This window comes from Rubripirellula tenax, assembly GCF_007860125.1.
Taxonomy (GTDB): Bacteria; Planctomycetota; Planctomycetia; order Pirellulales; family Pirellulaceae; genus Rubripirellula; species Rubripirellula tenax.
Window position 1 is genome coordinate 24,345 of record NZ_SJPW01000006.1, and the last position, 13,276, is coordinate 37,620.

The following is a 13,276-nucleotide window of genomic DNA, read 5'->3' on the forward strand; positions in this document are numbered from 1 at the left end:
ATGCTGCATTTTCGTTTGTTCACTTTAACCTGTCCCTCATGAGTTCGTGTCATCATGCGTTTGATACTGACAGCACTCTTCATGACCTTGGCTTTCGTTTTCGGTGGAGTCCTTTCCGCTCAGACGAATTCGTTGACGTACTTGGACGAATTCTTGGACCCGTACTATCCCGGAATCGATTTCCCAAAGCTGACGACTCCCCAGTGGCTCGGCGAACCGGGCGTCGATGCGGTTGTGACCCTGGGGATGGATGACATGCGGGACACGGGCAAGTACGAAGCATACTTGCGTCCGATCTTAGATCGTTTGAAAGCGATCGATGGCCGAGCCGCGGTCAGCATCATGACCTGCGAAGTCGACCCGAACGATCCTCAGCTACAGACCTGGCTCGCCGAAGGACTATCGCTCGAAACTCATACCGTCGACCATCCCTGCCCGTGTTTGCAGGGAAGCGATTTCGCGAAAGCCAAATCGACTTACGATCGATGTGTTGACGTCATGTTCGCGATACCGGGTAACCACCCCGTTGCTTTTCGATTCCCGTGCATGGATTCAAAAAACACGCCGAGCCCACGAGCCTTTGCCGAAATTGTCAGCGCGACCACGGATAAGGGCAACTTTCTTCAAGCGAGCAGCTCTGTCGAATGTCTCTTCACGCCAGCCGATCCGATATTGCCGAAATCCATCACGTTGGACGAAGACGGCCAAGAACGATTCCGCCGATACCTTCCGTTTGCGTCGTTTGTGAACAAGGTCGAAAACTACCCCTATCCCTACGTGGTCGGAAAAACCTGCTGGGAGTTTCCGTGCACGGTCCCCGACGATTGGCATGGCCAAAACATCCAGCAACCCTACAACCCCAAGACGGTTGATGACTTACTGATTGCGATTGACGCCACCGTCATCAAAAAGGGAATCGCGAACATTGTCTTTCATCCGCACAATTGGCTACGCCCCGATCAAATGGTTACGGTCATCGACCGGGTCAACGCCAAGTACGGCAAACGGGTGAAGTTTCTGACGTTCAAAGAATGCATGCAGCGGATCAACCAAAACTTGCTGGCGGGCCATCCCATTCGCTCGGCGGCCGGCAATGACAATGGCGTCCGAATCTTAGACTTGAACCAAGACGGTTTTCTGGACGTATTGATCGGCAACGAGGAACACCAGGTTGCAAGAGTTTGGCAACCGAATACGAATCAATGGAGCGACATTGAATTCGCCAGCGCCGGTCGTGGTGTGCAGTTTGTGGACAACAGCAACCCTGGGCACTGTGTTGATTTGGGCGTCAGGTTTGGCCGACTGTCCAGTCGAGCAACTGTGTCGATGTTGGTCAACAACGAACGCGAACAAGCGATCTACGACTTTGTCGACGGCAAATTCATGCGAGTTGTGTTGCCGAGCGAATTGTCGGACGTCCGCACTTCGTCAAGCGGTATCGACCAAGGCATACGGCTCCGCGATCTAGACGGTGATGGACTGTCGGAGATCATTATCGCGAACCCTGACACAAAGCGAATCTTGAAGCTCGGCGAAACAGGAGTTTGGGAAAAATCCGAATCACCGATGCCTGCTGCCATCGTCGATGATCGTGGCCAGGACAATGGTGTGCGATTCGTAGACTTGAACCGTGATGGACACGATGACTTGATCGTGTCGAATGGGAAAGAGTCTTCGATCCGTCTTTACGATTCCACAATCGGCGGCTTTGCACCGCAAAGCAACCACATGCCTGATCTGCCGCGGATCGTGCGAGAATCAACGAACAACGGCGTTTGGTTCGCCGAGGACCACCTTTGGGTTCAGAACGAAGATACAAGTCGACTGCCCGACGGAATTGACCGAAGATCCTTTTCGCAACTGCTTGGGGAATCGGAAGAGCAACTCGATTGAGAGACGCACACGCAGGCTCTCGTTCATTCGGCATGTGAAGCGTGCTCAGTAGAAGACGAACGCCAAACCACGACGTGGCATGAAAGCCATTCCGTTAGAAAAGCTGGCCAACTTCGTCTTCGTCACGAAAAACTTCGTCGACGACTTCGATTCGCTCCGGTAGGGCAGCGACCATCGATTCGGACGAAGGCGTGCTGCGGGCGCTCGCACGCGCCATTTCGTTGATGATCCTTAGTGCGTCGATCGCCGTCACTTGGCCATCACCGTTGGTGTCGACGTAGCGACCGACTTGAACTTTGACTTGCCGCAGCACCTGATCGACCGAAGTACTCTTTTGCAGCGCCAGTTGGTTGATCACCATCAATGCATCTAACGCGCTGATTGCACCATCACCGTTTGCATCCAGCGGCCTTTCACGGTTGTGCATATTCGGCGCGAACGTGAAAGTTTCGTCGGCCAGAACCAAATCGTTTTCGTCGCTGCCTTGATAGCGATAGTGATCGCTACCTGTTCGAACCACGATATCAAATCGGCCATCCGTTTTCTCTTGGGTGACCAACATCACGTTGCCAACATCGATTCCTTTGTCGGACGCCAGCCGCTGGCGGGCGGACTCGGCCAAAGGCAGCGGATCGATCGGCACCCAAGGCGAATCCGGTGTCACCAAATCCCAGTCGAACAACACTTCGTCGACCACCGTGCCAGCGTCACCGACATTGACGGCGCGAATCCCGTCTTCGCCGACCGAGTAAATGAAGTCATCGATCGACACACTCCGCTGGACCTTGGCTTGATGAGCCACCACGCCACGCGGCGAGATCCCATTGGCATCGATATGCAAGATCGACAGTTCGTCTTCGCCTACGAAACGAGTTGTGTCCTTGTAGCCGTCATCATCTGAATCGAACCGCTCGCTGAAGTAGCGGCTGGTCGGAACTGAAAGCAATTCGTGATTGGCGAACCAACCGAACGCATGATGATCGTTGTTGGCCTCGCTTGTTGAGTACTTTGGCAAATTGTACTGGTCGATCAGGGTCGGATGATTCAAATCGCTAACGTCGAATAGCGAGACCATCGCGCGGCCGCCGAAACCGGTTGCCGTGTTGGTGCCGACCGTCAACAAACGATCGGGCGTGATGAACTGCATGTAACTGCTGAACCCGGGGATCGAGACATGTCCGATCACTCGTGGCGCCGTAGCGTCGCTGAGGTCGATCGCGTAAAGCGGATCGATCGTTTCAAACGTCGTCACGAAAACTCGATCACCGAAGTAGCGTACGCTCTTAACGTTTTGGCCAACCGCCAAGTTTTGGAGGCTGCCGACAAACTCCATCACGCCCGCATCGTCTTGCAACACGAACACGCCGGTCTCGTTTCGAGCGGAATGATTGCCAGTGCCCACGTTGACGATTTCTGTCGTCACTCGCAGCAAACCATCACTCTCATGTGCGGCAAACTGATTCAAGAACCGACCCGGGACGTCGCCCGTGGCCGCGAACCCGATCGCACCCGACTGACCATCCAAATTAAATTTTTGGATCTCCGTCCAAACCTCATTCTCGATCTCCTCGCGATGCTCGGTGAAGACATACAAGCTGGTCGCGGTAGCAAAGATTTGGCTGCTGGAATCGGACATCACGCCGGAAACGGCCGACAGGCCAGGTCGGCTGGACGCCATGTCGATCGACGCGACGATTGTCATCGAGGAAGCGTTGTCGAGTGATCGATAGATGTCCTCGGGCATCAGCAGCGGGCCGCCGCGAACCCGTTCACCGTCGGCGTCATAGCTCTGGTAGCTTGGCAACGCCTCCTCGATCAACATCGCAAAGTTTGCGATCACTCGATCCGAAAACTGTTTCTCTGTTTCGTACGTGCAAACGTCTTCTTCCAAGCAAACCAATTCAAGTTCCGGCAACAAACCGTCCGACTGCATGATCAAGAAGACTTGGTCGTCGATTCGGCGTGAATCATTAAAACGCCCGTCGAACTCCGTCCGCTGGACGATCGTGGGAGCCGAACGATCGGCGACGTCCAAGACCGTTACGATCGTCGACGAGGGCAGTTCAGGATGCGGTGCGTAGAGGAGACCAACGGGGCTGTCAACGACGAACCGCGACGTCTCGAATGTCTCGTTGCTGACGATGTCGCTGGTCGTTTGTGAGATCACGGTCACGCGGTCACCGTCCAAGTACATACCGACCGGCGTGCCTTTGACTTGAGTCCGCGAGACGAGTTCAAGATCATCGGCAGGCAAACTCTTGACAATTGTTAGTTCATTGCCACGAAGCGTGTAGATGAAGAAACCGTCCGTTTCGACAATGTCGTGCTCGTCAACGCCGGCGACTTGAACGTTGGTTTGTGAAAACTCCGGCGAAGCGATTCCACTATTCAAATTTCTCGCAAAGTATAGGTCGTCGATCGCGTCGGAGTAACGATACGCAGGCAATCCAAATTGACTCTGATATCGAGTCACGGCAAGGTCGAGCACATAGTCGCGGAGCTGGTCGACTGATTCGAACTTGCCGAGCCGATCCGTCGCCGTTTCATGAACCGAAACCGTCACGGTCGCACGCGATTGGCCGTCGATCGTATAGACAAACGTGTCTTCGCCGGTGAAGCCGACTGCCGGTGTGTATATGATGCTGCGCCGGTCGTCGGCGATCGAGACTTCGCCGCTGCTCGTTGATGACGACACCTCAGAAATCAATCCGACACCGTTGTAGTCCGCGCCCAAGATATCGTTGGCAAGCACGTTTAGCGTATTCGCTTGGCTGTTGGGGGCGACGCGAACGAGATCGTCGGCAGCCCGGCGAACCACGTGTACTCGGACCGTTTGGCTTAGGTAGTCATCAACGACGTACTGGAACGTGTCTTCCCCGACGTATTCCGGCGGAGGTGTATATCGGATCTTTCCATCATTGACCGAGACGGTGCCGCCCTGTTCGGTCGCGGTCACGGCGCTCAGGACTCGAGGCCCTGTGTATGCGCCGTAAGTGCGGTTGAGGTAGCTGGGGAAGTCGTTTGCCAAGACGTCAACGGTGATAGCGGCTCCGTTTTGGTCGGCCACAGCACGATCGGAGGTGAGCCGCGGAATTGCGCCGACCGAAACCGTTTCGGTATAGCGATCGTCTACTGTGTAAGTAAAAGTCTCGAACGAACCACCCGGTTGATAGTGAATGAACCTGCCGCTTTCACTGATCGACGCCGTACCACCATCGCTCGGCTGAGTCACGCTTGTGATTTTAGAATCGCCCAAATAGTCGAGCCCGAAATGATCGTTGCCAAGGACGTAAAAATCACGCGGCTGACGTTGATCAAATTCGAAACGGTCAGCTTCGGTCAGTGGCGTGATTCGAAGCTCCACCGTCGCGGTGTAATGATCGTTGACCGTGTATTCGAACGAATCATTTTCGTAACCGACAATATCATCGGGCGGTGTGTATTGAATTGAGCTGCCAACGACAACCGTTCCACCCAACGCAGTCTCAGTGACGGACGTGATCACTGGTGCCGGGCGGTCACCTGCAACCAAGCCGTCTGCCAAAAAATCGTTTGCCAAAACGTCGATACGATTGACTGTACCGGGGTAGACACTGAAGAAATCGTTACGAACGGGTTGCGTGACTTCGACGCTCACCGACGCGGGGTGTTTGCCGTCTGCCACGTAGTCAAAATGCTCGACACCGGAGAACCCATCTGCCGGCATGTACAGAACAGACAAGCCGTTGGCAGCAACTTCGACCGTGCCGCCTTGATCGCCCGATGTCACCGAAGTCACTTGGGCGACAACATCGATCGACGATCCACCGAAGATCGAGTTGTATTTGTCGTTAGCCAGAACATCCAAGCTGTGGATACCGCCATCAACGTCTGCCAACAAATAGTCGTTGACGACCGGCCGCGCGACCCGCACCAATGCATTCTGTTCAAACCGACTGTCAACGACGTAACGAAAATTGACGAAACCGAAATAGTCATCCGCGGCCGTGACGTTGACGCTGCGGCCATCGCTGGCGATCGTGACGTCGACCGAATCAGGCACACCGAGCACATGCGTGATACGAGCGTTCAGGCGATCCTCTAGCCAGTCGATTTCCGATACCACTCCGTCGCCGATACCGCCGTCGGAGATCCGAAAATCATTCTGTAGCAGATCTAGATTCGTCGTGCCGCTATTTTGGATCACCTCGAATTGGTCATAGACCAATGGGTTGCGTACGTTTACCACGGCGGTGCCGACGAAACGGTCATCGACAATGTAAGTGAACTGATCCTTGGATGAACGATTGCTCTCGGTTCGATAGACGACCGATTGCCCGTCATCACTGATGCGAAGTTCCGATCCCAGCGCAGTCTCGCTGGCCAGCGTGATTCGACGATCGCCGGAATAGCCATCAGGAAATTGAGACCCGAGCAACAGTTCCAGGCGATACTCGTCTTCCGACAGGTCTATGGTTGTCTCAAATGGCAACAACGGAGAAACGATATTGACCGCGACTTCGGCCGACAACAGATCGTCAACTGTGTAGCGGAACGTTTCGGTACCCGCGCGATCAGCCGGCGGTGTGTACTGAAGTCGGGATCCATCGGCGACGATCTGCAGTCGCCCGCCCAGACTGGCGGTACTAACAGCCGTGATCTTGCCTGCTCCGGTGTAGTCCACATCAACGATGTCATTGCCAAGAACATCGAACTGAATCGGACCCGAGTTTTGATCAGCGGCGAACACGTCGTCGACCAAAATCAGATCGCCCGCCAAAAGCTGACGCTGCTCGAGTCCCTCGACCCGGGGACGACGGGACCGGCGGTTTCGTTTTCGATATTTCATCACGGCACCTCGTCAGACCAGGACTGCAAGTAGTCAGTCTATTCTCTCAACGAATGCATCAGTACCCAGATCTGCTTAGAATCCTCGCTGATTCTGGGGTTCGACGAAGGAAACGCAAAGGAAAATCGCCCGATCAAAGCCCCGTCGTGCGATTCTACGCAGCGGTTGAGAAAGTAACGCAAAGACGGATCATGGCGTGATATTTCATGAACACCATGTTGGATGCACCCGATCGGTTAAGTCGCTAATTTTTTGTAGCAGAAATCGCCAAGAGCTTCGTAGCGACATGGGACAGCCCGATTCGACGAAAGACTCGACGACTTCTGCTTCGCTTAAACGTCGACAGACCCGCGCGCTACAAAGAAATGGAAGACCTAGGGGTGGCGGTTCAGGCATGCGGCCATGCCGGATAGGTCGCGAAACAAAAAATCGGTGAATGTCCCCTCGGCCGTTACCGTGTCGGGCTCCCGGCCCTCGGAATAGAGATAGACGATCGGATCGTCAGACTCCGACGGAAGCGCAAAGTACGCGGTGATATATCCCTGGTGCCCCATGAACGCCAAATAGTGATCCGGCAGGTTCCATTGCACGTGGTTTTCTGCGAGCAGGCCCGGAAGATATTCGGTGTTGGCTCGCACGTCATTGAGAAACCAATCGCATCCCACGAAGATGCCACGATGGTCGCGTCCCATCCATCGCAGATATTGCCGATAGGCGAGTGGGAGCGGGTGCCCGACCACACGCTCGAGGCCGTCGATTTCATCCTCCGAGCAACCGATGGGCGCACCAATGTGTGGAAAGACTTGCTGTTCGTAGAACAGCTTCAGCTTGGCGAGGTGATCGATTGCCATACGAATCGCCTGAGGCATACGGTGGAAGGTCTCCCTGCGAACGCTCCCAACGAAGCGATGAAGTTCGCATCAGAAAACGCCAATGGTACGCCCGTACGCTTTGTCGTGCAAAGAAAAGTGCGTCTCGCTGTTCCGTTGCAAATGACAAGTCGAATGATGAGTGACCTGTTCGACTATTTCGGTCGATCGACACGAACGATTTCGGCGCCGAAGGCTTCAACACAAGATCGGACCAACGGGTTCGATTCGATTTCTCGCATCCGCTGCATCCGCGTCGGTTTCGGAGCCGTTGATTCCACCTTCACAGGCTTCGCCTTCGGTGGCGCGGCGTGGTATTCGAGACTCACGCGCTGGCCAACCACTTCGCTGACCGCATCGACGAGCGCCGATCGATTGTCGGGCGCGTCGCACCGCCGCATGGTCAGTCCGGCTTCCGCAGGGAAGACCAGCCGAAGTCGATCCGGTCCCAGATACTCGGCGTGATCGATTTGCCGAGCCAATGATTGGCGCACTTCCTCGAGTCGCTCGATCGCTGCCAACCACACCGATTGCGCGCTGGCCGCTGATAGTGCGACTGCGCTGGTCGATGATAACGCGACCGCATTGGCGACCGGTGCCGCAGCGGATCGTGGGGCTGGTGTGACGACTGGCGAATCACTAGCGACCGTGACGGGTTCGACGGCAACATTCGGCAATGGGGCTGGAACACTTGCGATTGGATTCGGCGGCGATGACGGAGTCGGCCGCGGGCTAATCGTTAGCTTTTTTTTTTCTGCGGACGATCCGGCACTACGAACCGCAGCACCCGAGGCGGCCGCCAAGTTGGCGATATTCTGCAGATCCGGCAGGTTGCAAATTTGAATCAACGTGGCTTCCAGCAACACACGGCTGTAGACGCTCAATCGAATGCGCACCAACGTCTGGTCGATCAATCCGACAACGGCAAGCACCGTTTGCAATCCCCAAGCGTTGCCGAGTTGATTCAGTTCGCCATGCAGCGACGCCGACGTGTGTCGCATCAGCGATGCGTCACAGCCGACGGTGACGGCCATCAAGTCGCGAAAATAGCCGAGCAACTGCTCCGCCAACCGACCCGCATCGACACCCGCGTCGATGGCAGCATCTAATTGCCGCATCGATTCCGCCGCATCACGATTGGCCATCGCCCCGGCCAGCGCGTGCAAACGAACGTCGTCCGCGGTACCAAGCATCGTGTGCACTTGATCCGCCGTCAGCTCGCCGTCACTGAACGCTAAAACCTGTTCCAGCAGCGATTGGCTGTCCCGCATCGAACCGGCGGCGCGACGCGCGATCAACTCGAGCGCTAGATCGTCCGCTTTCGCGCCTTCCGCCGTCACGATCTCGCGCAATCGCATCGTGATCTTGTCGACCTCGACGGGCGCAAAGTCGAAACGTTGGCAACGGCTAAGTACCGTGATCGGCAGCTTTTCCGGATCCGTGGTACAGAAGATGAATTTGACGTGTTCAGGCGGCTCTTCCAACGTTTTCAACAGCGCGTTGAATGCCGCGCCGGTCAACATGTGGACTTCGTCGATGATGTAAATCTTGTACCGCGATCGGCTGGGCCGAACACCAACGTTAGCGCGTAGCGAACGGATTTCGTCGATGCCGCGGTTGCTGGCACCGTCGATTTCGATCACATCGACGTCTTCGCCTGAATCGATCGCTTGCGCAACATCGGAAGCGTTGTCAGGGTTTGCCGTGGGGCCCGACGGGTCGTTGAGTGCCTTGGCAAAGATACGCGCGGTACTGGTTTTGCCGACTCCGCGGGCACCGGTGAACAGGTACGCATGGCCGACACGATTCGTATCGATCGCATTTTTCAGCGCCCGTCCGACGTGATCTTGCCCGACCAGTTCATCAAACCCGCGCGGGCGGTACCGGCGAGCGACGACGACGTAATCGCCATCTTTAGATGCGGGTTCGGCCATGGGTTGCAAACATCACGAAGTCGGCGGGCGATCGAAGTTGGCAGTAGATCTTGGTTTCGAAAAGCTTGCCCGTCAGAGGCGACCCTCACACAAAGCTACACCGCTTATGGCTGCTCCAGTTAAGGCCTGACCAGGTTCACGACTCACAGTCGCAAGGGCCGCCACTGACGGACAAGTCATTCGACGACCCGGCATTATCCGGGTCGTTCGTCCAGGATGACATCATAGTGTGGTTCACACCGAATCGGGAACCACCCCGAATTTGATTATCGCCGACGTCCGCGGCCACCACGACCGCCGCCGCCGCCGCCGCTTGCCTTGCTCTTTTTGTGATTTTCGATGTTGCCGTCGACAAACGACTCCACCGTTTCCAGCCAAGTTGGGACGTCCCCATGGTGGATTTCGCGGCGGGGAGCAGCATCCGAATTGGATGCCTCGTCGCTGCGTCCACGCGGAGCCCGTGGTGCGGTTTCGCTATCGCGTGAAGTCCCTTCGTCGCTGCGACTGCGTCCGCGACCGCGTCCACGCGAGCCACGACGGCCCTTGCGAACTTCGGAATCTTCATCGCTGTTTTCGTCAACCGATGCTGGTGCACCAAAGTCATCGTCGTCCATATTGAACGCTGATTTCGACGACAGCGGATCGTTGCGGTCGCGTTCGGCCGATCGCGACGACGAAGCGTCTTGTTCCGGCGATTCGCTGGTTCGGTCTTCGCTGCCGCGACCTCTGCCTCGGCCACGACGTCCACGCCGCCGCGATCGCGGACGTTGTTCGTCATCGCTACCGCTTTCCGTATTGGAGGCATCGGACGACTCGATATCCGAATCAACGTCCAGATCCAGATCTAAATCCGAATCCATCGACATCAAGTCATCGTCGTCGTTGAAGTCTCGACTGACACGGGCCTCTGGTTCGTCACGCCGTCCACCGCGAGCCGGCTCAGGTCGTGGTTTTTCTTCACGTGGACCCGCGTTGCTCGAGCCTTCGCCGCGTCCACCGCGCGAGCGACCACCACGTCGTGGGCGATCGCCACTGGGACCTTCGTCGTCACGCGTCTTGGGTTCGGCACCACGTCGCGGGCGATCGCTGGAGACAGCTTCGCCATCGTTGTCTGCGTCTGCACGAGCGACTTGGTCTTCGCTTGTCCGTTGTCGCGACCCGCGACGTCCGCGTCGGCGACGGGCCGGGCGACCCTCGGAATCGGCTTCACCCGATGAATCGCGTGCTGGCTTGGGATCGTCCCATGAATCATCGTTGGACTGCGACCCGACGCCGCTCACGTCATCTTGGTTGTCCGATTCATCGAAATCGTCGACCAGCCCGGTTCCGAAACCGCCAGAAGGTTGGCGATCGGATCGCGATGATGAACGAGGCGACTCGTCGGATTGGCGACGCAGCGAATCATCGCGGCTGGGTTCATCGCGGCTGGGTTCACGTCTTGGCCGATCATCACGCGAAGCACGTTCCTCGCGGGCGGGCCTGTCGCCCTGTTTCCCTCGTTCGTCTCGGCTGCTCCGTTCGTCTCGGTTGCCCCGTTCGGAACGCTCACCGCGAGGCGACCGTTGGCTGATTTCTCGGTCCAGTGCGGTCGGGTCTGGTTTCGGCACAGGTGCCGGTTCATAAGACGACGCACCCGCAGATCGAGCAGGCGTACCGAATCCCGGCAACACTTGCGGCGGCTCGACGGCGGTCAGCGCGTCAAGGACGTCATCGGCAACGGGACCGTCATCGAACGAAGAAGGCTTGGCCGTTTCGCGACGAGATTCGTGTCTGGGTTCAGGCTCGCGGCGTGATTCAGGTTCACGTCGGACCACCGGTGGTTCGACGACTTTCTCAACCGCTGGCTTGGCCGTGGGAGCGTCGTCGTCCTTTCGATTGAAGCCCGCGAAAATGTCATCGATATCGTCGGCCTTGGCCGGCTCGACCGCAGGCTTCGTTTCAACAGCCTTGATTTCGGGCTTGGGAGTTTCCGCTTTCGGCGGTTCAACCTTTGCAGGCTCGGCCTTGGCCGATTCGGGCTTTGCAGCAGCCTTCTTTGGCGGGTCAGCGGGTCCGGGGGTTCCCAGCAAATTGGCTAAGAAATTCCAATGGTCGGATCTCATAAATACGTCGCTTCAGCGAATAGGGTAAGGCTTGGGGGCTGCTGCGGATCGGCTGTCGCATCGATGGCGACAAAGGAAAGCCGGTGGGTCGCGCGGGCCCGCAAACGGGTTTTGTATCAGTGTGGCAAAATGCCGCCAACGGTTGATGGATCGCGGCCACTGATTCGCATGGATGTGCGGTGATCGAGTCGCCGGAAGCATCGGTTTTACCGGGCACCATCGTGATGATGGTGGGCATTTTGATGGTGGGTATGCACCCGTGGACTGGTTTTGGAATCGGAAAAGTCACTCATCACCAGTCCCCATGGACTATAGGTATATCCGCCGATCATTCTCTTCCCAAGGCCAAGCGTCGGCCGATCTAGAAAACAGACTCAAATACACGCCCCCCACCCACGAAAACGCAGCTTTTTTCACTCCAATGCCGAACACTGCTCCTCCAAACCGCCCACTTCGCCCATTGATTGTCTTTGGAACCCGGCCCGAAGCCATCAAAATGAGCCCCGTGATCTTGGAATGCCAGCGGCGGCCTGCCCAGGTCGCGCCCATCGTCTGCAGCACCGGCCAGCATCGCGAAATGCTTGCTCAAGTCTTGGGTTATTTCGGGATCACCCCCGACATCGACCTGGGACTGATGAAGCCCGGACAAACGCTGACGGGTTTGACGGCGGCTTGCCTGGAAGCGGTCGACAGCGTGATCGTCGATCAAAAACCGGATTGTGTCGTCGTTCAAGGTGACACGACCACGGTCATGGCGGCTGCGATGGCGGCGTTTTATCACCGCGTTCCCATCGTTCACGTGGAAGCCGGTCTGCGAACGGGGGATCTGATGGCGCCTTGGCCCGAAGAATTCAACCGCCGCGTCGCCGGCATCATCACGAAACTGCACTGCGCGCCGACGCAGCGCAGCGCCGACGCCCTGCTGGCCGAAGGCGTCGACGCAAAGAACATTCGCATCACGGGCAACACCGTCATCGACGCGCTCCTTCACTCGGTTGAAAAAGAGCGAAACGAAGACGCCAAGTGGCGGGCCGAATATCCCGCCGCCACCGCCGACTCGGTCGTTCTGATTACCGGCCACCGCCGCGAAAACTTTGGCCCCGGAATGGCGTCGATTTTGGATGCGATCGCTGACTTGGCACGACTGCACCCCGAGACTCAATTTATCTATCCGGTTCACCTGAATCCTAATGTGAAGGGGCCCGTCCATGAACGCTTGGCGGGATTGGAAAACGTTCACCTGGTTCCGCCAGCCGACTACCCTCAATTCGTTTGGCTGATGGATCGAGCCAGCGTCGTCTTGACGGACTCGGGTGGTGTCCAGGAGGAAGCGCCATCGCTGGGCAATGCAGTCCTGGTGACACGCGAAAAAACCGAGCGTCCCGAAGCCGTCGAAGCAGGCCTGGCCGAATTGGTTGGAACGAACCGTGAATTGATCGTGCGGCGAGTCAGCGAATCGCTGGTCGTCGCTGCCAAGAAGACTCGAAGCGAACGCGCGTCCCAAGTCGTCGACAATCCCTATGGTGACGGGAAAGCCGCAGCCCGGATCGTCGACTGGATGATCGAAGATTGCCAGCGCATGAATTGATGCTCGTCGCAGTCGACCTCGAATTCGCGGTTATGATTTGGGTTCCGGTTCACCACCGCTAC

6 protein-coding genes and 1 other RNA gene are annotated in these 13,276 nt (G+C 56.9%); 2 read left to right on the top strand and 5 right to left on the bottom strand.

The features are described 5' to 3' along the window. The first annotated feature begins 54 nt into the window (after positions 1 to 54). On the top strand, positions 55 to 1,893 hold the full coding sequence (locus Poly51_RS21140) for an FG-GAP-like repeat-containing protein (RefSeq protein WP_146459889.1): 1,839 nt from the start codon (positions 55 to 57) through the stop codon (positions 1,891 to 1,893). Positions 1,894 to 1,987: 94 nt separating this feature from the next. Here Poly51_RS21140 and Poly51_RS21145 read toward each other — a convergent pair whose 3' ends face one another. The 5 genes from Poly51_RS21145 to Poly51_RS21165 form a co-directional block, all read right to left on the bottom strand. Continuing rightward, on the bottom strand, positions 1,988 to 6,721 hold the full coding sequence (locus Poly51_RS21145) for a beta-propeller domain-containing protein (protein WP_146459891.1): 4,734 nt from the start codon (positions 6,719 to 6,721) through the stop codon (positions 1,988 to 1,990). Positions 6,722 to 7,095: 374 nt separating this feature from the next. Continuing rightward, positions 7,096 to 7,572, bottom strand: a complete 477-nt coding sequence (locus Poly51_RS21150) for an SMI1/KNR4 family protein (RefSeq protein ID WP_186775705.1) — start codon at positions 7,570 to 7,572, stop codon at positions 7,096 to 7,098. A gap of 173 nt (positions 7,573 to 7,745) precedes the next feature. Continuing rightward, positions 7,746 to 9,524 (bottom strand): DNA polymerase III subunit gamma/tau, encoded by a 1,779-nt coding sequence (gene dnaX / locus Poly51_RS21155; protein ID WP_146459895.1) that lies wholly within the window; start codon positions 9,522 to 9,524, stop codon positions 7,746 to 7,748. A gap of 71 nt (positions 9,525 to 9,595) precedes the next feature. Further along, an RNA gene (ffs, locus tag Poly51_RS21160) (signal recognition particle sRNA small type) lies at positions 9,596 to 9,690 on the bottom strand. Positions 9,691 to 9,790: 100 nt separating this feature from the next. Further along, positions 9,791 to 11,626 (bottom strand): hypothetical protein, encoded by a 1,836-nt coding sequence (locus Poly51_RS21165; protein ID WP_146459897.1) that lies wholly within the window; start codon positions 11,624 to 11,626, stop codon positions 9,791 to 9,793. 421 nt (positions 11,627 to 12,047) lie between these two features. Between Poly51_RS21165 and wecB the strand changes: the two genes are divergently transcribed. Beyond that, on the top strand, positions 12,048 to 13,214 hold the full coding sequence (gene wecB / locus Poly51_RS21170; protein WP_146459899.1) for a non-hydrolyzing UDP-N-acetylglucosamine 2-epimerase: 1,167 nt from the start codon (positions 12,048 to 12,050) through the stop codon (positions 13,212 to 13,214). Positions 13,215 to 13,276 lie beyond the last annotated feature (62 nt).